Raw genomic sequence first — 25,992 nt, 5'->3', positions numbered from 1 at the left:
CCCAGGATGCGGCCCGGGATACGCTGCCGTCAGGCGGTCGTCGTCTCGGCCCGCGGCCGGCGCCGTACCGCGCGGCGGCCGAGATCCGACATCACCCGCCAGCCGCCCCAGGCCGCCAGGAAGCCGAGCAGCCCGGCCACGAGCCCGTCGGCGGTGGTGGGGACCGCCGGCTGGTAGTCCGTCAGCGTGGCCCGCACCAGCCCGACATCCGGCTGGCGCAGGATGGCGAAGGTGCGCCCGAGGGGGCTCGTCGCCTCGGCCAGCGCCTGCTGCTGGGCGCTCAGGGCGGCGAGGCGCGCGACGGTGGCGCCTGCCGCGGCGCCGCGGCGGGCAACGAGTTCGTCCGGGTTGCCGCGCATGCGATCGACCGCCCCGTCGCGGGTGTTGCCGGTGGCCCGCGCGTCCGCATCGAGGCTCGCGACCTCGCGGCGCAACTCGTCCACCGCGCCGCCGAGGCGCTGGGCGTATTGCTGGGCGAATTCCGGCGCCTGCGCGGCGACGCCGCCGCCCAGGAGCCCGAGGGCGAGGCCGAGGGTGCGGAACACGGCGAACACGGGCGACCTCCGATGATGCGCGCGGGACAAGAGCATGCCGGGCCGCCGGGGACCAGGGGCCTGCACCCAGTCCTGGATCCCAAAGGTCGAGACCTTTGGCGGGTGCAGGGTGGAACCCTGCATTTGGCTCTTCGGCCCCGGCAAAGCCGGGACCGAAGAGCCAATCCCGGGGCTGCGCGCCCCGGACCCCGCCTGCAGCGCCTTCAGGCGCCGAAAGGGCCTGAGGCCCTTGGGGATCCCCGGGACTCAGGCGGGGAGCGTCAGTAGGCCGGCCTGCCCGTCCGCGCAGCCGAAGGCGAGGCGGTTGCCGCGGCGGTCCCAGGCGAGCGCCGAGATCGCGCTCGCCTTCACGGCCGGGCGGACCAGGAGCTCGGCGGCATCGCCGAAGCGCACGAGCAGGATGCAGCCGTCCTCGTAGCCGATCGCCAGCACCGGTGCCTTCGGGTGGAAGGCCACCCGCGAGACCCGGGCCGGGCGCACGCCGCACTCGCGCGGGGCCTTGCCGGTCGGGCCCTCCTTCGAGTCGAACGGCCAGATGATCGCTGCCTCGGCTCCGCCGGTGGCGAGCCACTTGCCGTCCGACGACCAGCCGAGCGAGCGCACCTTGCCGGGGTAGCCCGACATCCGCATGTGGCCGGGATCGGGCTGGAGGCGCCAGCCGTGCAGGGCGTTCTCCTGCATCGTCGTGACAACGAAGCGCCCGTCGGGCGACCACGTCACGTCGATGTGCGAGCCCTTCCACGAGACCACCTCCGGCGGGGTCTCTAGGTTCGGGTACCAGAGGCTGGCACCGTTGTAGTGCGCCACCGCCAGCCGGTATCCCTTCGGCGCGAAGGCGAGGCCCCGCGCCGTCGAGGGCGCCTCCAGGGTCCGCTCGCGGCCCTTGGCATCGCGCGCCACCACGCGCCGGCCGGCCGAGAAGGCCAGCCCGCCGTCCGGATGCAGCGCCAAGGCGTCGATCCAGGCATTGCCCCTGGCGACCGCCGCCTCGGTGAGCGTGCCGTCCTTGGCCACCGCCACCACGCGCCCGTCGTCGCCGCCGGTGAGGAGGCGGGCTCCGTCGCCGGCCGCCACGAGGATGGATCCGTCCGGGTGGGCCGCCGCCCGCACCGCCTCGCTCCCTGAGGCCAGCACCACCGTGCCGTCGCCGAGCGCCAGCGCCAGCGTATCGCCGAGCCAGTGCGCCGCCGTCACGTGCGCGCCGGCCTCGACCGGGGCGACGTGGCTCGTCAGGGAGGCGGAAGTACTCATGCGCGGGTCCTTCAGGGTACGGCGGTGACCGATCGAGCGGATAGGACGGCGGCGATCACCGCGAAAGTCCCCCCGACCAGGGCGGGCACCAGCAAGGCGTAGAGCTCGTAGGTGCCGTAGGCCAGCGTGCCGACCAGCGCGCCCACGAGCAGCGCCCCCCAGACCGTCGCGTCGCCGATCCAGCCCAGAGGCGGCCCGGTGCGGGTCAGCGCCTCGGCGATCTTCTGCGCGAGCGCGAACAGGGCCCCCGTCACGAAGGTGGTGCCGGCGCGAAACCCCTTCACCTGGGACAGCACCGCGTTCTGCGCGCCCATCGCCATGGCCATGAAGAACGAGGCGAGGCCGAGTTCGGGCGTCGCGAGGCCGAGCGAGAGGGCCGCCAGGATCAGCAGCGTCTCGTAGGCGAGAACCACCGCGGTGGCCCAGCGCCGCGGCACCACGATCGCGAGCCCGCTGCCGAGCGTCGCGCCGAACAGGAAGCCCGAGACCAGCATCGCGGGAAGGCCCGCGTGCCGGAAGGCGCCGTTGGCCAGCGAGACCGAGAGCTGCGTCGTGTTCCCGCTCATGAACGAGGTGTAGAGGCCGCCCAGCCGCACGAAGCCGATCGCGTCGACGTAGCCGGCGAGCGCCGTGAGCGCGAGGCCGGTCCCCAGCTGCCAGGATCTGTTCACGAATCGCGTCCCCGAAAGCTTCGCAATAAGACTTCGTTAACCAGTTCGGGCGCTCCGTTCAGGTGCGGGTGGGCAGGGTTAAGCCTTCGCTCACCAAACCCGAGCAATTCGATCCAATCACGGCGAACACCGGAGCTGAGGGCCCCGTTGGTCCGACGATCCGGTGCCGGGGCGTCAGCCCCGCGCCAGGTGAGTTGGAGTTGCGTCATGATCCCCTTCGCCTGCACCGCGCTCGCACGGCCCGCCTTCCTCGACCGGATCGACCACGCGTCCTCGACCGTGCTCGTGGTCGAGGACGAACCCTTCGTCTGCGAACTCGCCGCCGAGGCGCTGGCCGACGAGGGCTATCGCGTGCTGACCGCCGCCGACGCCTGGGAGGCGGAAGAAATTCTTGCCCGCGAGACCGTGGACCTGCTCTTCACCGATATCGACCTCGCCCGCAACACGAACGGCCTCGCACTCGCCCAGCACGCGCGATGCCAGTGCCCGGACCTGCCGGTGGTCTACACCTCGGGCGGCCGCGCGGGCCTGCCCGCCAGCGAGCAGGTCTCCGAATCCGTCTTCGTGCCGAAGCCCTACCGGCCGAGCCAGCTCGTGGCGCTGACCAACGACCTCCTGCGCCGCGCCCATCCCCACCACGCCTGACCCGCCACCCCCGAGACGACCCATGATCCGCACGCGCCTCCTCATCGCCTCCCTCGCGCTCGGCCTCACGGCCGGCACGGCACGGGCCGCCTGCGACGTGACGGGCGCGCGGATCGAGGAGAAGCTCGCCGGGAAGAGAGACCTGCAGCAGGACGCCAACCAGCAGACGGTGCGGGATCTGCGCACCCTGCGCGACGCCGCGATCGTGCTCGACGCCTTCAAGTACAGTGCCGAGTGCGAGCGCCTGCTGGCGATCGTCTCGGAACTCGCCGCCGATCCCGAGCGCGCGATCGAGCAGGGCGGCGACACCGACGAGGACAAGGCGGAGAGCCTCGTCCAGGCCCGCAAGCCGCGCATCCCCGCCGGCGGGAGCGAGCCGAACCCGAAGCCGCGCTGACCGCCGGATCAGCGCGCTCTCACGGCTGCGCCGGCGCCTCGCGCTGCTCGCCCCGGCCGCGCAGGTTGGCCTTGGCGAGCGTGCGGGCGAGACCCGCCGCCATCTGCTGGCGCAGGGTCTCCGTGACCTCGATGTCGGTGAGCCGCCACGCCCAGCCGCGCAGGCGCATGCGGATGCGGGTCTGGTCCTGGCGCGGGCGACCCGGCGGGATCGCGATCACGACCGTGCGGAAGCCGCGCATCTCCGAGGCGAGGTAATAGGGCACCAGGCCGCCGACCCGGTCGATGCGCAGGCCCGCCCGGGCCGGCGCGGCCGGCCGCCCCTGCTCGACCTTGTCGAGCCAGCCGTCGTCGAGGAGGTCGATCACGGTGGCGGGCGTCACCATCGTCTCGGCCAGCGCCAGCGCGAGGCCGGTCGCCGCCTCGCCGAGCTGCTGGCGCTCGCGGGGGCCGAGATCCGGGTTCTGGTCGGTGGCGGCCTTCACGGCGGCGGTGGTCTGGCGCACGAGCGAGAGCCGCAGCGTCCGGAAGTTCACGTGGCTCTCGACATAGCCGACGTCCCGCGCCCGCACCGCTTGGGCGAGGTCGTAGAGCGCCCAGAGCGGGCTCAGCGTGAACAGGATCCAGCCGAGCGCGATCGCGAGGGGGACGGCGAGCCAGCGCATCGGGCGGCTCAGCCGGGCCTGGCCGCGCTCAAGCCGACCGCGCCCAGGTCGCGAGCGGCGCGAAGGCGGCGACGACCGATTCGTAGACCGGGCGCTTGAAGGGTACGACGAGGCCGGGCAGCTCCTCGAACGCGGCCCAGCGCCAGGCATCGAACTCGGCCTTGTGCGCGCCGCCGCCCGGATGGTCCACGTCGATGGCCTCGTCGGTGCCGAGGAACGCGAAGGCGAACCACTTCTGGGTCTGGCCGCGGTAGCGCCCGCGCCAGGCCTGCTTCATGGCGTCCGCCGGCAGGTCGTAGGCGAGCCAGTCCGGCACCTCGCCGAGGGGACGGATCAGCGCGGGGGAGACGTTCGTCTCCTCGTGCAGCTCGCGCACGGCCGCCGCCGCGGCGGCCTCGCCCGCGTCGATCCCGCCCTGCGGCATCTGCCAGGCGTGGGCGCCGGCCCCGAGCCGGTCGGCGTCCTTGCGGCGGCCCACGAAGACGCCGCCCGCCCGGTTAATCAGCGCGACGCCGACGCAGGGGCGGTAGGGCAGGGGGGCCTCTTGGCCGAGGAGGGGGGCGCTCGTCATCGCGCGGGACCATAGGGAGGGCGGGCACCGGCCGCAACGGCCGGGAGGCCGCGCTACTCCGCCTTCGAGACGCGGCTGTCCGCCGACTGGTTCCGCAGGGCCGCGCTCACCGGCACGAGGCGCAGGCCGCGGGCCTCGAGGTCGCGTGTCCAGCGGGCGATGCGCTCGATCGTGACGGGCAGGGCGCTGGCCGAGGCCAGCACGAAGCCCTTGGCGCGGGCCTGCGCCTCGAGCCGGGCCAGCTCGCGGTCGATCGCATCGGGCCGCGCTACCGCGTCGAGGACGATGTCGGCCCGCGCGAGCGGCGCCCGCGCCTTCTGGGCGAGTCCCGGCGCGACCGGGCGGGCGCCGGTGCCGTCGTCCACGAAGCCGAGGCCGCGGGCGCCGATCTCGCGCAGCACCGGCTCGAAGGCGGCGGCGTCGCCCATCAGCTTGGCGCCCATGAAGTTCACCACGCCGACATAGCCGGCGAACCGGCTCATCGCCCAGGCGAGGCGGTCGGCGTTCTCGGCGCCCTTGAGGGCGGTGAGCAGGGTCTGGGGGCCGGGATCGCTGTCGGGATAGTCGAAGGGCTCCATCGGGGCCTGCAGCAGCACCTCGTGCCCGGCCGCACGGGCGCGGGCGGCGGCGCGCTCGACCTCGCCGCCGTAGGGCGCGAAGGCGAGGCTGACGGCGGGCGGCAGCTTGGTGATGGCGGCGGCCGTCGCCGCCTGGCCGATGCCGAGACCCGTGACGAGGATCGCGATGCGGGGCCCCTGGCCCGGCTCCTCGGGCCGCGCGTAGACGTCGAGGGCGCGAAGCCGCCCCTCGCCGAGCTTCGGCAAGGCGCCGTGCCGCCCGCGGTCGGTGAGGCGCGGATCGGGCGCGGGCGCGAGCTGGGCGACGGGCGCGGGCACGCGGATCACCACCGCCTCGCTCGGCGCCCCCGTGCCGCTCGGCCGAACCACGGTGACGCCCGAGGCCGATTCGACCTCCTCGGCGCTCCGCTGCGCCCGCGGCGGTGGGGTGTCCGGCTCCGGTGCGAGCGCAGCGGCCGGAGCTTGCGCCACCTGCGGGGCGGGAGCCGGCTCGCGCAGGGTGATCGCCACGGTGACCCTCGGCTCACCCCCCTGCGGGTCGCCGAAGGCGACGAGCGCGCCCGCGCCGAGCGCCAATACCGCCGCGCCGCCGCCGAGGACCGTGCGCGCCCTGAGCGGCCCGCGCAGCCGGGCGCGGATCCGCTCGGCCCGGCTCTTCGGCTCGGCCATCCCGAGGGGACGCGTCAGGATATCGTCGGAGGTCTCGCTCACCGGCGTCTCGACAGGGGCCGCGCCGACTCCGCGAGGCGCGGGCGGGCTACCCCCGTATTGCCGGCCCGCAGGGTTAATTTTCTCTCAACGCGTCGACCCGAGCATGCGTGTCGATCGAGGGGGCACCGCGGGGCGTCGGCCCGAAGCGCGCCGCATCTCCCGCCCCCGCGGAGGTTACCGGAGTCACACAACGCGTTCCGGTACCCTCCGCGCTCTCCCTCCCCCCTCTGCGGGGGAGGGAGAGCGCGCGACGACGAAAAAACCCCGCCCGGCTCGCGCCGGACGGGGCTCCTCGTCTTACCCGATCCCGCCGATCAGTTCGGCAGGCTCGGCTTCTGGGTGTTCGACGCGCCCTTCTGGATGCCGTGCAGGAAATCGATCGCCGCGGTGAGCTGCTTGTCCTTGGCCGGGTCCGGCGGGACATAGGCGGAGGATCCGCCGCGCTCCTCGGTATCCTTCTGCTTGAGGTGGCCCTTCAGGCCGGCCTCGCCCTTGGTCTCGTCCTTGCCCTTCAGCTCGTCCGGCACGTCCTGCAGCACCTCGGTGTCGGGCTCGATGCCCTTCGCCTGGATGGAGCGTCCGGACGGGGTGTAGTAGCGCGCCGTGGTGAGACGGAGCGCGCCCGAGCCGCCGAGCGGGATGATCGACTGCACCGAGCCCTTGCCGAAGGAGCGCGTGCCGAGGATCGTCGCGCGCTTGTGATCCTGCAGGGCGCCGGCCACGATCTCGGAGGCCGAGGCCGAGCCGCCGTTGACCAGCACCACCACCGGCTTGCCCTTGGTGATGTCGCCGGCCTTGGCCGAGAAGCGCTGCGTCTCGTCCGGGTTGCGCCCGCGGGTCGAGACGATCTCGCCGCGGTCGAGGAAGGCGTCGGAGACCAGCACGGCCTGGTCGAGCAGGCCGCCCGGGTTGTTGCGCAGATCGATCACGTAGCCCTTGAGCTTGTCGTTGCCGATCTCGCCGGAGAGCTTGTCCACGGCGGTGCGCAGGCCGTCGAAGGTCTGCTCGTTGAACTGGGTCAGGCGGACGTAGCCGACGTCCCCGCCCTCGACGCGCGAGCGCACCGGGCGGATCTTGATCACGTCGCGGGTCAGCGTGACCTCGATCGGGTCCTTCGCCTCCTTGCGGCTGATCTTCAGCTTGACGGCGGAGTTCACGGGCCCGCGCATCTTGTCGACGGCCTGGTTCAGGGTGAGGCCCTGGACCTGATCCTCGTCGATCTGGGTGATCACGTCGTTGGCCAGCAGACCCGCCTTCGAGGCCGGGGTGTCGTCGATCGGGGTGACGACCTTGATCAGGCCGTCCTCCATCGTGACCTCGATGCCCAGCCCGCCGAACTCGCCGCGGGTCGTGGTCTGCATGTCGCGGAACGCCTTGGCGTCCATGTAGCTCGAGTGCGGGTCGAGCGAGGTCAGCATGCCGTTGACGGCCGCCTCGATCATCTTCGACTCCTCGGGCTTCTCGACGTAGTCGGTCCGCACCTTCTCGAACACGTCGCCGAACAGGCTGAGCTGGCGATAGGTCTCGGCGGAGGCTGCGACGGCGCGCGGGCCCGACAGGAAGTCGGTCTGGGTCGCGACCATCGATGTCCCGGCGCCCAGGAACGCGCCGAGCATGATGAGGGAAGTCTTGCGCATTAGCCGCGAACCTTCTCGCTTGGGCTCTTCGCCCACCAGGGCTCCGGGTCGATGGAGCCCCCGTCCTTCTTGAACTCGACGTACAGAACCGGATCGGTCCGGTCAGTTGCCGCCTGGGCCACGCTTCCCTCGCCCATGCTGCCCACCGGCTCTCCTGCGAGCACGAACTGGCCGACCTCGACGCCGATCTGATCCATCCCCGCGAGCAAGAGATAGTAGCCATCGCCCGCGTTGATGATCAAGAGACGCCCGTAGGACCGGAAGGGTCCCGCGAAGGCCACCCAGCCGTCCGCCGGAGAGGCGACGACAGCCTTCGCGCGGGTCGAGAGCGATATGCCGCGCGTCAACCCGCCGTTGCCGTCGGGCTGGTTGAAGCCGCGCACGAGGCGGCCCACGACGGGCCGCGGGATATCGCCGCGGGCATCCACGAACTTCACCTTCGGGGCGAGCCGGGCGGGATCGCGGAAGCCGGCCGCGGCGAAGCGCTCCTGCGTGGCGCGCGCCTCGCGCTCCTCGGCGGCCTTGGCCGCGTCGGCCGCGCGCCGGGCGGCGGCGACCTCGGATTCCACCCGGTCGAGCAGGTCCTTCAGGCTGCGGGCCTGGTTGCCGAGTTCGGCCGCGCGCGCGCGCTCCGCGGCGACGCTGGTCTCCAGCTCGGCCTGACGGGTCCGCCGGGCCGCGACCAGCGTGTCGAGACGCAGACGCTCGCGAGCCCAGCCGGCGAGGTCGTTCTGCAGGGCCTGCTTGTCGGAGGCGATGAGGCCGCGCAGGCGCACGAGCTCCGTGAGGTCGCCCGCCAGCGTATCGACCTCGCCGCGCAGCTCCGGCACCACGGCGCCGAGCAGCATCGAGGTGCGGATCACCCGGAGCATGTCCTCGGGGTTGACCAGCACGGCCGGCGGCGGGCGCCGGCCCATGCGCTGGAGGGCCGCCAGGATCTCCGCGATGACGCCGCGCCGCGCGTCGAGCGAGCGGCGGATCGCCGCCTCGCTGTCGCCGAGCGTCCTGAGACGCTCCTCCAGCCGGTTCATCCGGTCCTCGGTGGCCTGCGCCTGCCGTCCGGCATCGAGGAGCGCCGCGTTCAACTTCGCGCGATCGCGCCCGATCTCGCTGATCTCGGCCTCGGCCTGGGCGCGGGCACTGCCGCTGGCGGCAAGCGCCTCCTCGATCCGTTTGAGGTTCTCGGCGCGACCGTCGCGCTCCGCCTCGGCCTTGCGGATGCGGTCCGGGTCGGCGGCGCCCTTGGTCTCGCCCTTCGCTTCCTGGGCCCGGGCGCGCTCGGGCGCTGCCGCAAGGACGACCAGAAACGTGAGGGAGAGGGCGCGGAGAGCGGGCGTCATGCGGCGATGGGGCCCTCAGGCGCCGACGTCGCCGCGATGGTAGGGATGCCCGGCGAGGATCGTCATGGAGCGGTAGATCTGTTCGAGGACGAGCACGCGCACGAGTCCGTGGGGGAGGGTGGCGGCCCCGAAGGAGAGGATCAGCTCGGCCCGCGTCCGAATTGAGGCATCGTGGCCGTCCGCGCCGCCGATCACGATCGTCAACGCCGGCCGTCCCGCGTCGCGCCAGGAGCCGATCCGCTCGGCGATGCGCTCGCTCGCGAGATCGGAGCGCCCGCGCTCGTCGTAGGCGACGAGAACGCCGCTCGGCGGCAGGTGGGCGAGAAGGCCTTGCGCCTCCTCGGCGCAGCGGTCGGTGGCGCGCCGCGCCCGGCTCTCGGGGATTTCCAAGATGTCGCAGGCCGGCACGCCGAGCCCGCGCCCGACCTGGGCGGCGCGCTCGCGGTAGCGATCGGCCAGATCCCGCTCGGGCCCAGCCTTCAGCCGCCCGACCGCCGCGACAAGGAGGCGCACGGGATGGCGTCAGCCGGCGAGCGCCTGGCCCGCCGGGCGGTCGGCGCCCCACATCTTCTCGAGGTTGTAGAAGCCGCGGACCTCGGGGCGGAAGATGTGCACCAGCACGTCGCCCGCATCGATCAGCACCCAGTCGCAGGCCGGCAGGCCCTCGACCCGGGCGTTGCCGAAGCCCTTCGCCTTCATCTCCTGCAGGATCTTGTCGGCGATCGAGCCGACATGGCGCTGCGAGCGGCCGGACGCGATGATCATGGTGTCGGCAAGGGAGGTCTTGCCGGCGAGATCGATGGCGATCGTCTCCTCGGCCTTCATCTCCTCGAGGCACCCGAGCGCGAGCGTCCTCAGATCGTCGATCCGCTCCAGCGCGGCGGTCTCGGGCTGCTGCGCCCCGTTGTGGCTCGTCTCGGACAGCGTCACGATTCCTGATAACTACGTTCGGTCCCGCCGGAGCGGTAGGCTTCAGAAGGTGGAGGGTTCGGAAGCCGATTGCAATACGCCGTTCGGGCGCCGGGCGCCACCGCGGATCTCTGCGCGGATCTGCGTTGACGACAGCGTGGAGCGCGGCCCGTGCAGGAAGATCCAGGCCGGCGGTGCGCGCAGCGGCAGCGTCCGGGCCTCGGCTTCGGGGACACGGTTCCGGGCGAAGAGCCGCGCGGCGCGGGAGGCGGGTGCCGTGAGCGTGAAGCCCGGGCGGTCCACGATGGCGATGGGCATCGTCGCGGCGATCTCGCGAAAGCCCTTCCAGCGGTGGAAGCTCGTCAGCGAATCGGCGCCCATGATCCAGACGAAGTGCACGCCGGGCCTGCGTCGTGCGAGATAGCGCAGGGTCTGCCGCGTGTAGCGCGCGCGGATCCTCGCCTCGAAGCCCGTGACCGCGATGCGCGGATGGTCGGCGACGCGTTCGGCCTCCGCGCAGCGCCGCTCCAGCGGCGCCAGCACGCGCGCGTCCTTGAGCGGGTTGCCGGGCGTGGCAAGCCACCAGACCCGGTCGAGCCCGAGTCGCCGCAGCGCGGTCAGCGTGACGTGCCGGTGCCCGAGATGGGCCGGGTTGAACGAGCCGCCGTAGAGCCCGATCCGCATCCCCGGTGCGGAGGGCGGCAGGACCAGCCGCACGGCCCCGTCAGACGGGCCGCGTCTGGCCGTTCCCGTGGACCCGGTACTTGAAGGTGGTCAGCTGCTCGACGCCGACCGGCCCGCGGGCGTGCATGCGGCCCGTGGCGATGCCGATCTCGGCGCCGAAACCGAATTCGCCCCCGTCCGCGAACTGGGTCGAGGCGTTGTGGGTGACGATGGCCGAATCGACCTCGGCGAGGAAGCGGGCGGCGGCCTCCGCATTGGCCGTGATGATCGCGTCGGTGTGGTGCGAGCCGTTGGTCTCGATGTGGTCGATCGCCGCGTCGAGCCCATCGACCACCCGGGCCGAGATCACCGCGTCGAGATATTCGGTGCGCCAGTCGGCCTCGCTGGCCGCGCTCACCCGCGCGTCGACCGCCTGGACGGCCGCGTCGCCGCGCACGGCGCAGCCCGCGTCGAGCAGCGCGGTGACGAGCGGCGCCAGATGGGTCTCGGCGCAGGCCTGATCGACCAGCAGCGTCTCGGCGGCGCCGCATATGCCGGTGCGGCGCATCTTGCTGTTGAGGAGAACGGTGCGGGCCATGTCGAGGTCGGCCTGCCCGTGCACGTAGACATGGCAGATGCCGTCGAGATGGGCGAAGACCGGCACGCGGGCCTCGCTCTGCACCCGCTCGACGAGGCCGCGCCCGCCGCGGGGCACGATCACGTCGACGCAGCCGTTCAGGCCCGCGAGCATGGCGCCGACCGCCGCGCGGTCGCGGGTCGGCACGATCTGGATGGCGTCCGCGGGCAGGCCGGCGGCGGCGAGTCCCTCGCTCATCGCCTGCGCGATGGCGACCGCGCTGCGGTGGCTGTCCGAGCCCGCGCGCAGGATCGCGGCGTTGCCGGCCTTGAGGCAGAGCGCGCCCGCGTCGGCCGTGACGTTGGGGCGGCTCTCGAAGATCACGCCGATCACGCCGAGCGGCACGGCGACGCGCTCGATCAGAAGCCCGTTGGGCCGCTCGATCGCGGCGAGCTGGCGCCCGACCGGGTCGGGCAGTGCGCCGATCTTCTCGACCGCCGCGGCGATGCCTTCCAGCCGCTTCTCGTCGAGGGTGAGCCGGTCGATCAGCGCCTGGGTCTGGCCCGCGGCCTTGGCGGCGGCGACGTCGCGGGCGTTCTCGCGCAGGATGACCTCCCGGCTCGCCCGCAGGCGCTCGGCGATGGTGCGGAGCGCCACGTCCTTCGTCTGGGCCGGGGCCAGCGCCATCTGCCGGGCGGCGGCGCGGGCGCGCCGGCCGATGCCCGCCATCAGGGTCGTCAGATCGTCGGAATTGGCGAGATCCGACTTCAAATTCAGAGCAGGCACGTGACTAACCCCGTCGACGCAACGTCGAGTCCCGATCAATTGCAACGCGTCTTCGCATATCCGGATCCGGCGAAACAAGTCACGGATCGCACATCGGAGCTAGTCCACGAACAGGGCGAGGTCGTCCCTGTGGACCATCCAGGAGCGGCCCGGATGGGTGAGCAGCTCGGCGATGCGCGCGCTCGGATGGCCGATGATCCGCATGGCCTCGTCGCTGTCGTAGGCCACGAGGCCGCGCCCGAGCGTGCGGCCGGCGAGGTCGCGGATCATCACGGCGTCGCCGCGGGCGAAGCTGCCCTCGACCGTGCGCACGCCGACCGGCAGCAGGCTGGCACCGCCCTGGAGCGCCCGGACCGCGCCGTCGTCGATGACGAGGCAGCCGCGGGGCTCCAGCGAGCCGGCGATCCAGGTCTTGCGCGCGGCGTTCGGCGTCGAGCCCGAGAGGAACCACGTGCAGCGCCCGCCCTCGGCCACGCTGCGCAGCGGGTTCTTCTCGCGCCCGTCCGCGATGATCATGTGGGTGCCGCCGCCGACCGCGATCTTGGCCGCCTCGACCTTCGTGCGCATGCCCCCGCGCGACAGCTCCGAGGCGGGCCCGCCCGCCATGGCCTCGATCTCCGGGGTGATGCGCTCGACGATCGGGAGATGGCGCGCGTCCGGGTCGCTGCCGGGCGGGGCGGTGTAGAGCCCGTCGATGTCGGAGAACAGCACCAGCACGTCGGCGCCGATCATCGTCGCGACGCGGGCGGCGAGGCGGTCGTTGTCGCCGTAGCGGATCTCGCTGGTGGCGACCGTGTCGTTCTCGTTGACAACCGGCACGGCGCGGAGTTCGAGGAGCTTCTGCACGGTGGCGCGGGCGTTGAGGTAGCGGCGGCGCTCCTCGGTGTCCTGCGGGGTGACGAGGATCTGACCCGCCACGATGCCGTGATGGCCGAGCGCCTCCGACCAGTGCCGGGCGAGCGCGATCTGCCCGACCGAGGCCGCGCCCTGGCTCTCCTCCAGCTTCAGCGCGCCCGGCGCCAGCCCGAGCACCGTGCGGCCGAGCGCGATGCTGCCGGAGGACACGACCAGCACGTCGACGCCGCGGGCGTGCAACTCGGCGATGTCCTCGGCGAGCGCGGCGAGCCAGGCGTGCCGCAGGCGTCCGCGGGCCCGGTCGACCAGCAGGGCCGAGCCGACCTTGATGACGATGCGGCGGAAATCTTCGAGGACGGGTGTCGAGGCGGGCGTCATGGTGCGGGGCTGTAGGCGGGGACGATGTCCGTGTGGACGAAGTCGTCGCCCTTGAACAGGAGGGGCAGGCGCATGACCGATGCGACCGCGTCGACCGATTCGTCGCTGAAACTCATGATCGAACGGTAGATCCCGTCGCCTGCTGCAGCACCGCTGTCAGGGCTGCCAGGCCGGCGCGTTCGCATCGGCCTCCTCGGCCGCGGCCGCCGCGATGGTGGAGGCGAGCGCGCGCAGGGCCTCCTGCACGCCCTGGCGGGTGGCGGAGGAAAGCACCAGCGGCGCGCGGCCCGCGGCCTCCGTCAGCCGGGCGACCTGGGCTTCCAGCGTCTCGGGGTCGAGCACGTCCGCCTTCGAGAGGGCAACGATCTCCGGCTTGTCGGCGAGATCGTTGCCGTAGGCCTCCAGCTCGCCCCGGACCAGCCGGTAGGCCTCGCCCGCATCCTCGCTGGTGCCCTCGACGAGGTGGAGCAGCACGCGGCAGCGCTCGACATGGGCCAGGAACTTGTCGCCGAGGCCGACGCCCTCGTGCGCGCCCTCGATCAGGCCCGGGATGTCGGCCAGCACGAACTCGCGCCCGTCCGTGCTGACGACGCCGAGCCCGGGATGGAGCGTGGTGAAGGGGTAGTCCGCGATCTTGGGCTTGGCCGCCGTCACGGTGGCCAGGAAGGTCGACTTGCCGGCGTTCGGCAGGCCGACGAGGCCCGCATCCGCGATCAGCTTGAGGCGCAGCCAGATCCACATCTCGGTGCCCTCAAGGCCCGGATTGGCGTGCTTCGGCGCCCGGTTGGTCGAGGTGGTGAAGTAGGCGTTGCCGAAGCCGCCGTTGCCGCCCTTGGCGAGCCGGATGCGCTGGCCGATCTCGGTGAGGTCGGCGATCAGGGTCTCGCCGTCCTCGGCCAGCACCTGCGTGCCGGCGGGCACCTTCAGCACCACGTCGGACCCGTTGGCGCCGTGGCGGTTCGAGCCCATGCCGTGCTCGCCCTTCTTCGCCTTGAAGTGCTGCTGGTAGCGGTAGTCGATCAGGGTGTTGAGGCCCTGCACGCACTCGATCCAGACGTCGCCGCCGCGCCCGCCGTCGCCGCCGTTCGGGCCGCCGAACTCGATGAACTTCTCCCGGCGGAACGACACGCAGCCGGCCCCGCCGTCGCCGGAGCGGACATAGACCTTGGCTTCGTCGAGGAACTTCACGGCGACACATCCTTCCGGGAACGGCCCCCGGGGCCAGTTCCGCCTGCCATCATACACTCAGCGACCGGACGCGAAGCGAGTTCCGCGTCCGGTTCCACGCCGCCGCTCACGCCGCGCGGGCGGCCCCGGCGCCGGTCGTGGCCGAGCCCAGCCAGCGCGCGCGCTCGAGGCGGAACAGGTCCACCGTCACGCCGCCGCGCGCCGGGCAGGGGCGGGTCGCGACCACAGTCCGGACGAAGCCGCACCGTTCCAGCAGCCGGCGCGAGGCCGGGTTGTCGGTCCGCGCCGAGGCCGCCACGACCGCGCCGCCCGCATAGGCGAAGTAGGCATCGAGGAGCGCCGCGACCGCCTCGCGCATCAGGCCGCCGCCCCAGTGGGGCTGGCCGAGCCAGTAGCCGAGCTCGGGCTCGGCCTCGCCCGCGACGATGCCGACGATCCCGACGAGTTCCGCGGGCGCGGAGCGCCGCGCCAGGGCCAGGGTGAGGCCGGTGCCGGCGGCGTTCTCGGTGCGCGCCCGCAGCAGGAAGGCGTCCACCTCGGCCCGGGGCAGCGGGTGCGGGATCCGGGCGGTCATCTCCGCCACCGCCGGGTCGCCGGCGAGGCGCAGGATCGCGCCCGCGTCCTTCGCCATCGGCCAGCGCAGCCAGAGGCGGCCCGTCTCGATCCGGAAGACGTCGTCGCGGGTCAGGTCGGGGAACATCGTGTCACCTCGCGGGCGGCGCCTCGCTCGGGAGGGCGCCGCGGTCAGAGACGACGAAGGGGAGGATGGTGCCCCATCCTCCCCGCTGGTTCCGTCCGGTGCTGGCCCGCGCGATGCGCGGTGCTGGCTCGGGACCGTCTGCCGGGTGTCTGGGACACCGGCGGGACGCTCGCTTCGCCTACGCGCGCCCGCCGCTTACTCTGCCGCCTCGAGAGCCGGCACCACCGTCACGAAGGCGCGCCCGCGGCGCGTCTCGAATTGCACCTTGCCGGGTACGAGGGCGAACAGGGTGTGGTCCTTGCCCATGCCGACGTTGCTGCCGGGATGCCATTTGGTGCCGCGCTGACGCACGATGATGTTGCCCGGAATGACGGCCTCCGAGCCGAACTTCTTGACGCCGAGGCGCCGGCCTTCCGAGTCGCGACCGTTGCGGGACGAGCCGCCAGCCTTCTTGTGTGCCATGGGAGATGCTCCGAATTCTTGGGGTCGGGGATGCGGTCGCGGTCCGGGTCCGGAGACCCTTCGCGCGCCCAGCGCTGTCAGACCTGGATCAGGCCTGGATGCCGGTGATGCGGACCACCGTGTGGTGCTGGCGATGGCCGCGCTTGCGGCGCGAGTTCTGGCGGCGGCGCTTCTTGAAGGCGATGACCTTCTTGTCCCGGCCGTGGCGGACGATCTCGCCCGTCACCGTGATGCCGGACAGCGTCGGCGCGCCGACCTGAGTGGCGCCCGCGCCGTCGGCGAAGAGCAGGATCTCGCCGAACTCGACGGTGGAGCCTTCCTCGCCCGGGAGGGTGGCGATCGTGATGGTGTCGTTGGCGGCGACGCGGTACTGCTTGCCGCCCGTCTTGATGACTGCGAACATCGTTCTCTCGTGTTCTCGAACGGCCTCCGGGGCGGATCCCCTGGGCCGGCTTCTTGTTTGAGTCGTGACCCCGGCGCGTGGCCGGCATCAACGCGAAACGCGCGGACTTCTGCGAGGAAGCCGCGCGTGGTGCCCGGTGGATAGGCCGCGGGTCGGCGCTTTGTCAAGGATCGGGCGCGGGATCAGTTCACGCGCATGATCTGGATCACCGCCGGCGTGATGATCACCACGAACAGCACCGGCAGGAAGAACAGGATCATCGGCACGGTGAGCTTCGGGGGGAGCGCCGCGGCCTTCTTCTCGGCCTCCGTCATGCGCTGGTCGCGGCTCTCCTGGGAGAGCACGCGCAGCGCCTGCCCGATCGGCGTGCCGTAGCGCTCGGCCTGGATCAGCGCGGTGGCGACCGCCTTCACGGGATCGAGCCCGATGCGGATGGCGAGGTTCTCGTAGGCCTGGCGGCGGTCCGGCAGGTAGGACATCTCGGCCGTCATCAGGGCCAGTTCCTCGGCCAGCACGACCGAGGAGGTGGCGATCTCGGTGCTGACGCGCTTGAAGGCGTGCTCGATCGCCATGCCGGATTCCACGCAGATCAGCGTGAGGTCGAGGGCGTCGGGCCAGGCCTTGCGCACCTCGGCCTGCCGCTTCTTGGCGGTGTTGAGCAGGAACAGCTCCGGCGCCTTGATGCCCAGATACGCCGCCACGATCACCAGGGCGACGCGCACGAGCGTCGGCTGGTCCAGCACCTCCAGCACGAAGAAGTAGAAGATCGCCCCCACCGTCATCACGACGGGCATGACGAGGCGGAAGAACAGGAAGGCCGTCTCGGATTGCGGGCCGCGGTAGCCCGCCTGCATGAGCTTGACCTTCGCGGTGTCGGTGCCGAGCCAGCGGCGCAGGTCGAACCGCTCGACGACCTCCTTCATGTAGGTCTTGGTCTCGACCCGGAGCGTGGCCCGCGTCGAGGCCTTCTCGCGCTCGCGGCGGCGGATCTGCTCGCGCTCGTCGCTGACGAGCTTCATCCGCTTGCCGAGCTTGTCGGCTTCGAGCAGCGGCTGGGCGATCGCGAAGGCGGTCGCCGCCGCGGCGATCGCGGTCAGCACCGTGCCCAGGGTGCGGGGATCGAAGAGCCACGCGGCGATCTGTTCGAGCATGCGGGAAGCCTCAACGGATCCGGTCAGATGTCGAAGGCGATCATCTTCTTGATGGTGAAGATCCCGGCGGCCATCCACAGGGCGGAGGCGGCCAGGGCGATCTTGCCCGCATCGGTCGTCCAGAGGAGCGAGATGTAGTCCGGGCTCGTCAGCGTCGTGATGCCGGCGACGCCGAAGGGCAGGGCCGCGATGATCGAGGCCGACGCCTTGGCCTCCATGCTCATCGCCTGGACCTTGCCGGCCATCTTGCGGCGCTCGCGCAGCACCCGCGAGAGGTTGTTCAGGGCCTCCGAGAGGTTGCCGCCCGATTGCTGCTGGATGCTGATGACGATGGCGAAGAAGTTCACCTCCGGCACCGGCACCCGCTCGTGGAGGCGCGCCACGGACTCGGCCAGCGACAGGCCCAGCGCCTGCGTCTCGATGATGGTGCGGAACTCGCCGCGCACCGGCTCCTCGGCCTCGCGCGAGACCATGCGGAAGCAGTCGCCCACCGGGATGCCCGTGCGGATGCCGCGCACCACGACGTCGACGGCATTGGGCAGCTCGGCCGTGAACTTCGCGATCCGGCGCACGCGCAGGGTGCGCAGGATGTACTGCGGCACGCCGACGGTGCCGACGAACACGCCGCCGAGCGCCACCAGCGGGTTCTCGGTGATCATCAGGAGCAGGAGCGCGAGCACGAGCCCGATGCCGCCCGAGATCATCCAGAAGGTCTTCACGCTCCAGGGCAGGCCGGCGCGGGCGATCTTCAGCTCCAGCGTGACCTTCGTGGTACCCTTCGCCTTGGCGTCGATCTCGCTCAGCGTCTTGGCGATCTGGTCGCGCCGGCTCACGCCGGCCACCCGCACCTGGGCGTTGCCGGCCGGAAGCGTCAGCGTCTTCAGGCGCTGCGCGGCCCGGCGCTCGCCGCCCATCAGCGGCAGCACGAAGACGTAGACGAGGCAGGCGGCCGCGAAGGCGCCGAGCCCGATCGCGATCCGCGGATCGACCGCGCCGCTCACGCCGCCGCTCCCGTCTCGGCGGCGTCGAGCGCCGCGGAGAGCTTCTGCTCCAGCCCGTAGTAGCGGGCGCGCTCCCAGAATTTCGGCCGGCCGATCCCGGTCGAGCGGTGGCGCCCGATCAGGCGGCCGTTCTGGTCCTCGCCCACGATGTCGTAGAGGAAGACGTCCTGCGTGGTGATCACGTCGCCCTCCATGCCGATCACCTCGGTGATGTGCGTGATCCGGCGCGAGCCGTCGCGCAGGCGCATCGCCTGGATCACCACGTCGATCGAGCCGACGATCATCTCCCGCAGCGTCCGCGAGGGCAGGGTGAAGCCGCCCATCGAGATCATCGACTCGATGCGGGACAGGCACTCGCGCGGCGAGTTGGCGTGCAGCGTCCCCATCGAGCCGTCGTGGCCGGTGTTCATCGCCTGCAGGAGGTCGAAGGCCTCCGGTCCGCGCACCTCGCCGACGATGATGCGCTCGGGCCGCATGCGCAGGCAGTTCTTGACGAGGTCGCGCATGGTGACCTGGCCCTGGCCCTCCATGTTGGGCGGCCGCGTCTCCAGGCGCACCACGTGGGGCTGCTGCAATTGCAGCTCGGCCGCGTCCTCGCAGGTGATGATGCGCTCGTCGTGCTCGATGAAGGCGGTGAGGCAGTTGAGCAGGGTCGTCTTGCCCGAGCCCGTGCCCCCCGAGATCACCACGTTGCAGCGCGAGCGCCCGATGATCTTCAGGATCTCGGCGCCCTCCGGCGAGATCGCGCCGAAGCGCACGAGCTGGTCGAGGGTGAGCTTGTCCTTCTTGAACTTGCGGATGGTGAGCGCCGGCCCGTCGATGGAGAGCGGGGGCGCGATCACGTTGACGCGCGAGCCGTCCGGCAGGCGCGCATCGCAGATCGGCGAGGCGTCGTCGACGCGCCGGCCCACCTGGGAGACGATGCGCTGGCAGATGTTCATCAGCTGATGGTTGTCGCGGAAGCGCACGCTGGTGAGCTGGATCTTGCCGCCGACCTCGATGAAGGTCCGGTTCGCGCCGTTGACCATGATGTCGGCGATGTCGTCGCGGGCGAGCAGCGGCTCCAGCGGGCCGTAGCCGAGCACGTCGTTGCAGATGTCGTCGAGCAGCTCCTCCTGCTCGGAGATCGACAGGACGATGTTCTTGAGGCCGATGATCTCCGAGACGATGTCGCGGATCTCCTCGCGCGCCGTCTCGCCGTCGAGGCGGGCGAGCTGGGTGAGGTCAATCGCCTCGATCAGCGCGCCGAAGATCATGCTCTTGGTGCGATAGTATTCCTCCGAGCGCTGCGTCTCGACCACGACCGGCGCGGAGACCGGGATCGGGTCGGGGCGCCGGGCGGGCGCGTCGGGCTGCTGGAGGACGGGGACCGCCGCCTGCGCGACCGGCGCGGCGGCCAGGGCGGCGCCCGCCGGGGAGGCCGGGTGGGCGACGGCGCTTCTGCGACCGAACATGGCGGGCCTCCTCGGGCTCTGGAGCCGGGGTCAGGACGCCTTGCGGCGGGCGAGCTTGGCCAGGAGCGGCTGAAGCGGTTCGAGCAGGTTCGCGCGGGTCCGGCGCGGCTCGGGCCGGCCGAGGATCGTGGCGGCGAGCTCGGAGAACATGTCGGCCACCTTCGATCCCGCCTGCACCTCGGCGATCATCTGGCCGTTGTTGGCCGCCGTGCCGAACAGGGCCGGCTCGAAGGGGATCGTGGCGGCGAGCGTCGTGTCGAGCGCCTTGGCGAACTCCGCCGCGCCGATCTCGGGGCGCTTGGGCATGCCCGCGCCGTTGAGGACGATGCGCGGGGCCCGATCGTTCGGCCGCCCGTGCTGGAGCGCGGTCAGCAGGTTCTTGGCGTTGCGCAGCGAGGCGAGGTCGGGCCCGCTCACGATCACCAGCTCGTCCGCGCCCGTCAGCACGCGGCGCGACCACGCGCTCCAGAGATGGGGCACGTCGAGCACGATGCAGGGCACGGCCGCGCGCAGGTGCTCGATCAGCCCGTCGAAGGCGGGCTCGGAGAGATCGATCGTCCGGTCGAGGGTGGCGGGCGCCGAGAGCAGGCTCAGGTGCTCGCTGCACTTCGAGAGGAGGCGCTCCACCAGCGCCGAGTCGAGCCGCTCGGGCGCGAACACCGCCTCGGCGATGCCCTGGGGCGGATCCTGGTTGAAGTTGAGGCTCGCGGTGCCGAAGGCGATGTCGAGGTCGGCGATCACGGTCTGCAGCTTCTGGCTGCGGGCGATCGTCCAGGCCAGGTTGTGGGCGATGGTCGAGGCGCCGACCCCTCCGCGCACGCCGCAGACCGCGACGGTGCGCCCGACCGGCTTCACGCCCGGCGCCGAGAACAGGTCAGAGATCGAGGCGATCAGGTCCAGCGGATCGACCGGCGCGATCAGGTAGTCGCTCACGCCGCGCTGGATGAACTGCCGGTAGAGGCCGACGTCGTTGACGTGGCCGATGACGATGACCCGCGTGCCCTCGTCGCAGACCTCGGCCAGCTGGTCGAGGTACTCGAGCGGCTTGGTGCGGGCCCCTTGCGTCTCGATCAGGATGACGTTGGGCGTCGGCGCGCTGCGGTAGGCCTCCACCGCCGCGGCGGCGCCGCCCATCTGCACCTTGAGATGGGCCTTCTGCAGGCGCCGGTCGGCGCCCGCGCCCTCGACGGTCGCGGCGGTCTCGGGCGTCTCGCAGAAGGCCTGGATGGTGATCCGCGGCACCGGTGCGATCATGCGCTCGGGTGTCTCGGAGGGGTCCGGCATGGGTCAGGTGTTCCGTCTCGGGTCCGGAGCGGGGAGGTTCGCGGCAGGGGCTGGTTCAGAGGCCCAGGCGGCTGCCCACGTTCGTCTGGCCATCCTGCCGCCAGTTGGTTGACGGATCCTTGCCGTCGCGGATCTGGCCGATGTCCTTGACCCGGCGGGCGGTGTCGATCCGGCCCTCGGTGCGGCCCCGCACGAGATCCACCGGGTCGGCGACCTGGGCCGCGACGTTGGCCTGCGTGGCGCAGCCGAGGTTCCAGGCCGGCTCGTTGCGCAGGTTCGTCATCGGCGTGCTGAAGCCGAGATCCTGCGGGAACAGCCCGCACTTGTCGGCGACCCGCGCCTGCAGGCGCTGGAAGCCGAGCCGTACCGGCGCCGCGAGGCCCGGATTGGCCACCGGGTAGCCCGAGAGGACCAGCTCGCCCGCGCCCACGCCGCCCGAGGCCGCCAGCCGCCGCACGGTCGCGACGGTGCGCTCGGTCGCGGCGCCGACGCCGGGCGCCACGCCGCGCGGCACCTCGACCGTCAGCGTGCCGCGGCCGTAGCGCCGGTACTCCAGCACGAACGCATCGACGTCGGCGGCCTGGCGCGGATCGAGATGCCCGGTCCCGTTCGGGAAGACGTCGAGCGTGCGGGCGTCGTCGGCGAGCACGATCGGGTGGCGGGCGCGGTAATCGTGGGGGTAGACCGAGCCGGTGGTCGTGCGGTCGCCCTGGCAGGCGCCGAGCGCCGTGCCGATGAGGGCGGCGAGCGCCGCCGCGGCGAGAGGGGTCGGGCGGGGCAGGGGCGGGTGCATCGCGCGGGAAGATCCTGGTCGGGGTGCCGGACCGGGCGTCGCCGCCCGAGGATGTCGGTTGCCGGGGGCTCAGTCGGTGATGAAGCCGACGCGCCCGCGATAGGCGCGGCCGAGGGGCTGGGCGCCCGCCACGCCGTAGAGGCGGTTGATCTGTCCGAGCAGGACGCCCTGGCCGTCGGTGGCGTCCACGAAGCCCTCGTCGGGCCGGGTGACCTGGCGCTGCTCCATCGGCTTGGCGATGTAGGGGGTCACCATGATCATCAGCTCCGTCTCCTGCCGCTGGTAGTCGCGGCTGCGGAACAGGGCGCCCAGGATCGGCAGGTTGACGAGGCCCGGCAGGCCGGAGACCGCCGCCTTGCTCTTCTGCTGGATCAGGCCGGCCGTCATCATGGTGCTGCCCGAGGGCAGCTCGACGGTCGTCTCGGAGTTGCGCACCGTCAGGCCCGGCACGGCGGTCGTCGCGTTGCCGCTGACGAAGCTGTAGGAGTTCTGCGGATCGACCTCGCTGACCTCGGTTCCGACGCGGATCGAGATCCGGTTCTCGGACTGGACCACGGGCGTGAAGTTCAGGCTGACGCCGTACTTCTTGAACGCGATGCCGACGACGCAGGTCGGCTGCTGCCCGGGGACGAGGGCCGGCGTGCAGGACTGGCTCGACGGGACCGGCAACTCGCCGCCCGCGGTGAACTTGGCCGACTCGCCCGAGATCGCGGTGAGCGTCGGCTCGGCGAGGATGCGCGAGACGCCCGCCTGCTCGAAGGCCTTCAGCGTCGCCGTCAGGCTCGCGCCGCCCGCCCCCGTGATCGTGCCGGAGATCAGGTTGCCGTTGGGGAACTGGCCGCCGGACACGGCGAGCGGTGCGGCGTTCACGAAGTTGAGGTTCGACCAGCCGCCGCTCAGGTTGACGCCGAGCTGCTTCAGGACGGTGCGCGAGACCTCCGCGACGGTGACGCGCAGCATCACCTGATCCTTGCCGCGGATCGTCAGGTTGTTGATCACCGCCCCGCGGGCGCCGCCCGCGATGCCCGCGCTGCTGGCCCCGCCGCCGCCGCCGCCTCCCGACGAGCCCACGAAGGCGTTGGCGATGTCGATGGCCTGCTGGGCCTCCGCCGCAGAGTTCACCGAGCCCGACAGCAGCACCGAATCGCCGCTGGAGCGCACGTCGAAGCGCCCGCCCGGGATGCTCTGGCCGAGGATCTGGCGCAGCACGTTGAGGTTGAGGTCGCGCGCCACCGTGACGTCGAGGGCGGCGATCTGGCGTCCCTCCGCGTCGAGGATGAAGATCGAGGTGGTGCCGTTCTCCATGCCGATGACGAAGACCTTGCGGGTCGAGCGCACCACGGCGTTGGCGACCTTGGGGTTTGCCACGAACACCTCCTTGGCGTCGCGCGGCAGGTCGATGATCACCGAGCGCCCGGCCGTCATCTCGACCTTGCGGGTGGTGTTGGCCTCGGCGTTGCCGATGGCGATGGCCGGCGGCGGCCCGAGGATCTGGCGCTCCTGCGCCGCGGCGGTGCCGGCGGCGAGCGCCAGGCCGAGGCTCAGGCCGAGGCTCAGGCGGCGGCCCGAGCGGGCGCGGGGGCGGGCGGGGGAGCGGGGCATCGCGGCCATCACCGGGTGGATTGCTGACGGGCGACGCCGAAGCGCACGACCGTGAGGGCGTTGGTGTTCTGCAGCGGCTCTGGCTCGGCGGTGCGGCCGGAATCGGAGAGGCTGCGCAGCGCGAGCGAGAGAGCACCGACCTTCTGGGCCAGCGTGATCGTCTCGGCCTGGGCGGGGGTGAGCGCGAGCGTCGCGGTCTCGCCGGTGACGACGTTGGTGCCGTTCTTCTCCTGGATCAGCTGACCCACCGCCAGGACGCGCACGTCCGTGAGGATCGTCTGCGCGGTTTGCACGTCGGCGCCGCCCGCGCGCGAGCCGTCCTCGTCGCGGGCGGTGCGGATCACGTCCACCCGGTCGTTCGGCAGGATGAAGCCGCCCGCCGAGTTGGTGCCGCGGCTGTCGGTGACGATGGCGACCGCGCGCATGCCCGGCGGCAGGATCGCCGCCATGAAGCCGCTCTCGGGCCGCACGAGCTTCTGCGGGCGCACGGGCTCGCCCGGCAGGAAGGCGGAGCGCACCGTGGCGCCGACCGTCTCCTCCAGGGCCTTCGGGTTGACCTTGCGGGCGATGTAGCCGGACACGAGCGCGTCGTCGGGCCATTTCTGCCAGCGCAGGTCCGCCGCCTGGAGAACCTGGCCCATCGGCAGCTCGGCCGCGGCGACCAGCACCTCGCTCACGGGCGCGGGCGGCGGTGCCTCGACCCGCACGACGGGCGGGGGCGGGGGCGGGTCACCCCCGCTCATCAGAAACGCCGCCCCACCGCCCGCGACGAGGGCGATGGCGAGGACGGCAAGGCGTGCTGGTTGCATGTCGGCCCACGGCATCCGGGACGGCGTGGGGTTCGCCGTCCGGGACAGTCTGCCCGGGCATTCGTGTAGGTATGGTTAAGGGGAGGTCACCGGGCCGGGTTCCGCCCGTGTCGATCCCGGCACGATCAGGCCGAGATCGCGCGCGCCCAGACGACCGTCTCGGGGAAGACGAGAAGTGCCGCGGCGGCGAGCGCGATGCCGTAGGGAACGCCCGTCTTGGCATCGTGCAGGTGCAGGACGAACGGCAGGCGCGCGGCGGCCCTGGGCAGGGGATGGCTGCGCGCGGCCAGGAGCGCCAGCGTCAGGCCGCCGCCCAGCAGCGAGGCGACCAGGAGATAATCGACGAGGCCGTCGAAGCCGAGCCACAGCGCGGTCGCGGCGGCCAGCTTGGCGTCGCCCCCGCCGATCACCCCGAAGGCGAACAGGGCGAAGGTGACGGTGAGGACGAGCGCGGCGGCGCCCAGATGCAGGCCGATCTCCTGCGCCGACATCAGGCCGGTGCAGGCCAGGACAGCGAAGGCCGCCACGAGCGCCAGCGAGATCCGGTTCGGGATCAGCATGGTCAACAGGTCGCTCGCCGCGGCGTAGGCCATCAGGAACGGGAAGATCACCAGGATTCCGAGCGTGGCCATGGCGTCTCGTGCTCAGCGCGGGTGGTCGGATGTGCGGCGCGGAATCGACAGGCACCCCGAACGCGGCGCGGCCGATCCCGCGCCAGGGCGGAATCGGCCGCGCCGCCGGGTTGGCCGGCGCGTCCCGGGACCGGCCGGGCGCCGGTCCGGCGCGCCGTCCGGATCAGTTGAGCTGGGCCGAGATCGCGTTGAACTTCGCGTTGAGCTGAGTGCCGATGATCTTCAGGGTGCCGATGATGACCACGGCGATCAGGGCGGCGATCATGCCGTACTCGATCGCGGTGGCGCCGGACTCGTCGGAGGCGAAGCGCTTGAAGACAGACTTCATGGGAACGATCCTTGGTTCAACGACGTGCGAGGGCCGTCGAAGCTCTGCGGTCTCGATCGGCGACGGGTGCAGGATGTCTCAAGCCGCCTTGAAATTCGGTTAAGTCGGTCCCCCTCATCCCGGCACGCGGGCGTGGCCGGAATCTTGGTGAAGGAAAGGTTGTCGGCACGATCGCACAGGACAAAAACCTGTCGTCGGTCCATGATCCTCGCTTGGATCTTCCCTTGGCCGGAGGGGCCGCGACGGCCCGGCCGCGCCGGCGGGGCCACTCCCGCCCGGCGGGCGGGCTTAGGCCTTCCTTCACCAATCCGCGCTCTTCTGGCGGCCAGATGCGGAACCGCCGCCCGCGCGGCCGGCGGCCGCCGAGAATTCCAGAGTGCCGCGAGCCATGCGCCGTCTCCTGCCCCGCCTCGCCAAAGGTCTTGCCGCCGGCCTCGGCCCGGTCGCCGGCCTCCTGATCGCGACCTCGGCCGCCCTCGCGGCTCCGGAGACGCCGCCCGTCGTCACGGTCTTCGTCGACAACGCCAAGGTGATGCGCCTGCCCGAGCGGACCCAGACGATCATCGTCGGCAACCCGATCATCGCTGACGTGACCCTGCAGAAGAACGGCGTGATCGTGCTCACCGGCAAGAGCTTCGGCTCGACCAACCTCATCGCCCTCGACGGCGCCGGCGCGATGATCGCCGAGACGACGATCCGCGTCGATGCCGCGCAGACCTCCGTCGTCACGGTCCAGCGCGGCGCGCTCGACCGGAACTCCTATTCCTGCACGCCGGTCTGCCAGCCCTCGGCCCAGCTCGGCGACGCGGCCGAGTATTACGGCTCGGTCAGCGGCCAGGCGGACGCCCGCCGCAAGATGGCGACGGGCGGTCCGGAGCGCTGAGCGGGCCCTAGATGGTCTGGTTGTAGGCGCCGACCTCTGGGTTCTGGCGCAGGACGGCGTCGACGGCCTCGAACATGGCGCGCAGGCGCGCCTCCGAGACCGGGCTCTCGACGAC

General features: G+C 72.1%; 30 protein-coding genes. 3 read left to right on the top strand and 27 right to left on the bottom strand.

The window, feature by feature from the left end:
* Positions 1 to 29: 29 nt before the first annotated feature.
* From MFF56_RS29400 to MFF56_RS29390, 3 genes are all read right to left on the bottom strand, one after another.
* Complete coding sequence (locus MFF56_RS29400) at positions 30 to 554, bottom strand: DUF2937 family protein (protein WP_238231973.1); 525 nt, start codon at positions 552 to 554, stop codon at positions 30 to 32.
* Positions 555 to 800: 246 nt separating this feature from the next.
* The gene (locus MFF56_RS29395) at positions 801 to 1,805 is read right to left on the bottom strand and encodes a WD40 repeat domain-containing protein (protein ID WP_066928026.1); all 1,005 of its coding nucleotides are present in this window, start codon (positions 1,803 to 1,805) and stop codon (positions 801 to 803) included.
* 11 nt (positions 1,806 to 1,816) lie between these two features.
* Positions 1,817 to 2,476 (bottom strand): YoaK family protein, encoded by a 660-nt coding sequence (locus tag MFF56_RS29390; protein WP_066928028.1) that lies wholly within the window; start codon positions 2,474 to 2,476, stop codon positions 1,817 to 1,819.
* Positions 2,477 to 2,683: 207 nt separating this feature from the next.
* Here MFF56_RS29390 and MFF56_RS29385 point away from each other — a divergent pair, with 207 nt between their 5' ends.
* Together MFF56_RS29385 and MFF56_RS29380 are read left to right on the top strand one after the other, a co-directional pair.
* Entirely contained in the window at positions 2,684 to 3,121 is a 438-nt protein-coding gene (locus MFF56_RS29385; RefSeq protein ID WP_066928030.1) for a response regulator, read from the top strand.
* A gap of 22 nt (positions 3,122 to 3,143) precedes the next feature.
* The gene (locus MFF56_RS29380; RefSeq protein WP_066928032.1) at positions 3,144 to 3,518 is read left to right on the top strand and encodes a photosystem reaction center subunit H; all 375 of its coding nucleotides are present in this window, start codon (positions 3,144 to 3,146) and stop codon (positions 3,516 to 3,518) included.
* Between the two features lie 19 nt (positions 3,519 to 3,537).
* Here the strand turns inward: MFF56_RS29380 and MFF56_RS29375 are convergent, their stop codons facing one another.
* The 24 genes from MFF56_RS29375 to MFF56_RS29260 form a co-directional block, all read right to left on the bottom strand.
* Complete coding sequence (locus MFF56_RS29375; protein ID WP_066928034.1) at positions 3,538 to 4,182, bottom strand: DUF2939 domain-containing protein; 645 nt, start codon at positions 4,180 to 4,182, stop codon at positions 3,538 to 3,540.
* A 28-nt stretch (positions 4,183 to 4,210) separates the two neighbouring features.
* Positions 4,211 to 4,753, bottom strand: coding sequence for an RNA pyrophosphohydrolase (locus MFF56_RS29370; RefSeq protein WP_238231971.1), 543 nt, complete (start codon positions 4,751 to 4,753; stop codon positions 4,211 to 4,213).
* A gap of 53 nt (positions 4,754 to 4,806) precedes the next feature.
* Entirely contained in the window at positions 4,807 to 6,042 is a 1,236-nt protein-coding gene (locus MFF56_RS29365; RefSeq protein WP_066918543.1) for a divergent polysaccharide deacetylase family protein, read from the bottom strand.
* 314 nt (positions 6,043 to 6,356) lie between these two features.
* Complete coding sequence (locus tag MFF56_RS29360) at positions 6,357 to 7,679, bottom strand: S41 family peptidase (protein WP_066918545.1); 1,323 nt, start codon at positions 7,677 to 7,679, stop codon at positions 6,357 to 6,359.
* The gene (locus tag MFF56_RS29355; protein ID WP_066918547.1) at positions 7,679 to 9,019 is read right to left on the bottom strand and encodes a murein hydrolase activator EnvC family protein; all 1,341 of its coding nucleotides are present in this window, start codon (positions 9,017 to 9,019) and stop codon (positions 7,679 to 7,681) included. Before MFF56_RS29355 ends, MFF56_RS29360 begins: the two co-directional genes overlap by 1 nt.
* 15 nt (positions 9,020 to 9,034) lie before the next feature.
* Positions 9,035 to 9,532 carry a 23S rRNA (pseudouridine(1915)-N(3))-methyltransferase RlmH gene (gene rlmH / locus MFF56_RS29350; protein ID WP_066918549.1) on the bottom strand — a complete coding sequence of 166 codons (498 nt, stop codon included), beginning with the start codon at positions 9,530 to 9,532 and terminating at the stop codon, positions 9,035 to 9,037.
* Positions 9,533 to 9,541: 9 nt separating this feature from the next.
* Positions 9,542 to 9,895, bottom strand: coding sequence for a ribosome silencing factor (gene rsfS, locus MFF56_RS29345; protein ID WP_197430420.1), 354 nt, complete (start codon positions 9,893 to 9,895; stop codon positions 9,542 to 9,544).
* Between the two features lie 96 nt (positions 9,896 to 9,991).
* Positions 9,992 to 10,645 carry a nicotinate-nucleotide adenylyltransferase gene (locus MFF56_RS29340; protein WP_082772822.1) on the bottom strand — a complete coding sequence of 218 codons (654 nt, stop codon included), beginning with the start codon at positions 10,643 to 10,645 and terminating at the stop codon, positions 9,992 to 9,994.
* A gap of 7 nt (positions 10,646 to 10,652) precedes the next feature.
* A complete protein-coding gene (locus MFF56_RS29335; RefSeq protein ID WP_066918551.1) occupies positions 10,653 to 11,954 on the bottom strand; it encodes a glutamate-5-semialdehyde dehydrogenase in 1,302 nt (433 codons plus the stop codon).
* A 99-nt stretch (positions 11,955 to 12,053) separates the two neighbouring features.
* Entirely contained in the window at positions 12,054 to 13,187 is a 1,134-nt protein-coding gene (gene proB, locus MFF56_RS29330; protein ID WP_066918553.1) for a glutamate 5-kinase, read from the bottom strand.
* Positions 13,184 to 13,303, bottom strand: a complete 120-nt coding sequence (locus MFF56_RS29325; protein ID WP_197430419.1) for a type II toxin-antitoxin system VapC family toxin — start codon at positions 13,301 to 13,303, stop codon at positions 13,184 to 13,186. The genes proB and MFF56_RS29325 overlap by 4 nt, the downstream gene beginning before the upstream one ends.
* A 40-nt stretch (positions 13,304 to 13,343) precedes the next feature.
* Entirely contained in the window at positions 13,344 to 14,375 is a 1,032-nt protein-coding gene (obgE, locus tag MFF56_RS29320) for a GTPase ObgE (protein ID WP_066918555.1), read from the bottom strand.
* Positions 14,376 to 14,481: 106 nt separating this feature from the next.
* Positions 14,482 to 15,075, bottom strand: a complete 594-nt coding sequence (locus tag MFF56_RS29315) for a GNAT family N-acetyltransferase (protein ID WP_238231969.1) — start codon at positions 15,073 to 15,075, stop codon at positions 14,482 to 14,484.
* A 195-nt stretch (positions 15,076 to 15,270) separates the two neighbouring features.
* A complete protein-coding gene (gene rpmA, locus MFF56_RS29310; RefSeq protein ID WP_066924330.1) occupies positions 15,271 to 15,537 on the bottom strand; it encodes a 50S ribosomal protein L27 in 267 nt (88 codons plus the stop codon).
* Between the two features lie 88 nt (positions 15,538 to 15,625).
* Positions 15,626 to 15,940 (bottom strand): 50S ribosomal protein L21, encoded by a 315-nt coding sequence (gene rplU / locus MFF56_RS29305; protein ID WP_066924329.1) that lies wholly within the window; start codon positions 15,938 to 15,940, stop codon positions 15,626 to 15,628.
* A gap of 182 nt (positions 15,941 to 16,122) precedes the next feature.
* Entirely contained in the window at positions 16,123 to 17,091 is a 969-nt protein-coding gene (locus MFF56_RS29300; RefSeq protein WP_066924327.1) for a type II secretion system F family protein, read from the bottom strand.
* Between the two features lie 23 nt (positions 17,092 to 17,114).
* The gene (locus MFF56_RS29295) at positions 17,115 to 18,092 is read right to left on the bottom strand and encodes a type II secretion system F family protein (RefSeq protein WP_066924326.1); all 978 of its coding nucleotides are present in this window, start codon (positions 18,090 to 18,092) and stop codon (positions 17,115 to 17,117) included.
* A complete protein-coding gene (locus tag MFF56_RS29290) occupies positions 18,089 to 19,546 on the bottom strand; it encodes a TadA family conjugal transfer-associated ATPase (RefSeq protein WP_238231967.1) in 1,458 nt (485 codons plus the stop codon). Before MFF56_RS29290 ends, MFF56_RS29295 begins: the two co-directional genes overlap by 4 nt.
* A gap of 30 nt (positions 19,547 to 19,576) precedes the next feature.
* Entirely contained in the window at positions 19,577 to 20,830 is a 1,254-nt protein-coding gene (locus tag MFF56_RS29285) for an AAA family ATPase (protein WP_238231965.1), read from the bottom strand.
* A gap of 55 nt (positions 20,831 to 20,885) precedes the next feature.
* Positions 20,886 to 21,623 (bottom strand): CpaD family pilus assembly protein, encoded by a 738-nt coding sequence (locus MFF56_RS29280; protein ID WP_238231964.1) that lies wholly within the window; start codon positions 21,621 to 21,623, stop codon positions 20,886 to 20,888.
* Between the two features lie 69 nt (positions 21,624 to 21,692).
* A complete protein-coding gene (locus MFF56_RS29275; protein WP_373324229.1) occupies positions 21,693 to 23,225 on the bottom strand; it encodes a type II and III secretion system protein family protein in 1,533 nt (510 codons plus the stop codon).
* Positions 23,226 to 23,233: 8 nt separating this feature from the next.
* Positions 23,234 to 24,034 carry a Flp pilus assembly protein CpaB gene (gene cpaB / locus MFF56_RS29270; RefSeq protein ID WP_238231960.1) on the bottom strand — a complete coding sequence of 267 codons (801 nt, stop codon included), beginning with the start codon at positions 24,032 to 24,034 and terminating at the stop codon, positions 23,234 to 23,236.
* A gap of 125 nt (positions 24,035 to 24,159) precedes the next feature.
* Positions 24,160 to 24,666: an A24 family peptidase gene (locus tag MFF56_RS29265; protein WP_066921431.1), complete on the bottom strand. Its 507-nt coding sequence runs from the start codon at positions 24,664 to 24,666 to the stop codon at positions 24,160 to 24,162.
* A gap of 163 nt (positions 24,667 to 24,829) precedes the next feature.
* Entirely contained in the window at positions 24,830 to 24,994 is a 165-nt protein-coding gene (locus MFF56_RS29260; RefSeq protein ID WP_066921433.1) for a Flp family type IVb pilin, read from the bottom strand.
* Between the two features lie 388 nt (positions 24,995 to 25,382).
* Between MFF56_RS29260 and MFF56_RS29255 the strand changes: the two genes are divergently transcribed.
* On the top strand, positions 25,383 to 25,877 hold the full coding sequence (locus MFF56_RS29255) for a pilus assembly protein N-terminal domain-containing protein (RefSeq protein WP_238231958.1): 495 nt from the start codon (positions 25,383 to 25,385) through the stop codon (positions 25,875 to 25,877).
* The last annotated feature ends 115 nt before the right edge of the window (positions 25,878 to 25,992 follow it).

The sequence above is a fragment of the Methylobacterium hispanicum genome (genome assembly GCF_022179285.1).
GTDB lineage: Bacteria > Pseudomonadota > Alphaproteobacteria > Rhizobiales > Beijerinckiaceae > Methylobacterium > Methylobacterium hispanicum.
The sequence above is the reverse complement of the archived record's forward strand: the minus strand, read 5'-3'. Positions and strand labels throughout refer to the sequence as shown.

What these genes read in the sequence shown, in the direction of transcription:
- MFF56_RS29275 (WP_373324229.1), bottom strand. Translation starts at nt 23,225, where the DNA reads ATGCCCCGCTCCCCCGCCCGCCCCCGCGCCCGCTCGGGCCGCCGCCTG.
- MFF56_RS29375 (WP_066928034.1), bottom strand. Translation starts at nt 4,182, where the DNA reads ATGCGCTGGCTCGCCGTCCCCCTCGCGATCGCGCTCGGCTGGATCCTG.
- MFF56_RS29290 (WP_238231967.1), bottom strand. Translation starts at nt 19,546, where the DNA reads ATGTTCGGTCGCAGAAGCGCCGTCGCCCACCCGGCCTCCCCGGCGGGC.
- rpmA (WP_066924330.1), bottom strand. Translation starts at nt 15,537, where the DNA reads ATGGCACACAAGAAGGCTGGCGGCTCGTCCCGCAACGGTCGCGACTCG.
- MFF56_RS29395 (WP_066928026.1), bottom strand. Translation starts at nt 1,805, where the DNA reads ATGAGTACTTCCGCCTCCCTGACGAGCCACGTCGCCCCGGTCGAGGCC.
- MFF56_RS29265 (WP_066921431.1), bottom strand. Translation starts at nt 24,666, where the DNA reads ATGGCCACGCTCGGAATCCTGGTGATCTTCCCGTTCCTGATGGCCTAC.
- proB (WP_066918553.1), bottom strand. Translation starts at nt 13,187, where the DNA reads ATGACGCCCGCCTCGACACCCGTCCTCGAAGATTTCCGCCGCATCGTC.
- MFF56_RS29300 (WP_066924327.1), bottom strand. Translation starts at nt 17,091, where the DNA reads ATGCTCGAACAGATCGCCGCGTGGCTCTTCGATCCCCGCACCCTGGGC.
- MFF56_RS29380 (WP_066928032.1), top strand. Translation starts at nt 3,144, where the DNA reads ATGATCCGCACGCGCCTCCTCATCGCCTCCCTCGCGCTCGGCCTCACG.
- MFF56_RS29260 (WP_066921433.1), bottom strand. Translation starts at nt 24,994, where the DNA reads ATGAAGTCTGTCTTCAAGCGCTTCGCCTCCGACGAGTCCGGCGCCACC.
- MFF56_RS29315 (WP_238231969.1), bottom strand. Translation starts at nt 15,075, where the DNA reads ATGTTCCCCGACCTGACCCGCGACGACGTCTTCCGGATCGAGACGGGC.
- MFF56_RS29255 (WP_238231958.1), top strand. Translation starts at nt 25,383, where the DNA reads ATGCGCCGTCTCCTGCCCCGCCTCGCCAAAGGTCTTGCCGCCGGCCTC.
- MFF56_RS29360 (WP_066918545.1), bottom strand. Translation starts at nt 7,679, where the DNA reads ATGCGCAAGACTTCCCTCATCATGCTCGGCGCGTTCCTGGGCGCCGGG.
- MFF56_RS29355 (WP_066918547.1), bottom strand. Translation starts at nt 9,019, where the DNA reads ATGACGCCCGCTCTCCGCGCCCTCTCCCTCACGTTTCTGGTCGTCCTT.
- MFF56_RS29280 (WP_238231964.1), bottom strand. Translation starts at nt 21,623, where the DNA reads ATGCACCCGCCCCTGCCCCGCCCGACCCCTCTCGCCGCGGCGGCGCTC.
- MFF56_RS29370 (WP_238231971.1), bottom strand. Translation starts at nt 4,753, where the DNA reads ATGACGAGCGCCCCCCTCCTCGGCCAAGAGGCCCCCCTGCCCTACCGC.
- rplU (WP_066924329.1), bottom strand. Translation starts at nt 15,940, where the DNA reads ATGTTCGCAGTCATCAAGACGGGCGGCAAGCAGTACCGCGTCGCCGCC.
- cpaB (WP_238231960.1), bottom strand. Translation starts at nt 24,034, where the DNA reads ATGCAACCAGCACGCCTTGCCGTCCTCGCCATCGCCCTCGTCGCGGGC.
- MFF56_RS29325 (WP_197430419.1), bottom strand. Translation starts at nt 13,303, where the DNA reads ATGAGTTTCAGCGACGAATCGGTCGACGCGGTCGCATCGGTCATGCGC.
- MFF56_RS29385 (WP_066928030.1), top strand. Translation starts at nt 2,684, where the DNA reads ATGATCCCCTTCGCCTGCACCGCGCTCGCACGGCCCGCCTTCCTCGAC.
- MFF56_RS29285 (WP_238231965.1), bottom strand. Translation starts at nt 20,830, where the DNA reads ATGCCGGACCCCTCCGAGACACCCGAGCGCATGATCGCACCGGTGCCG.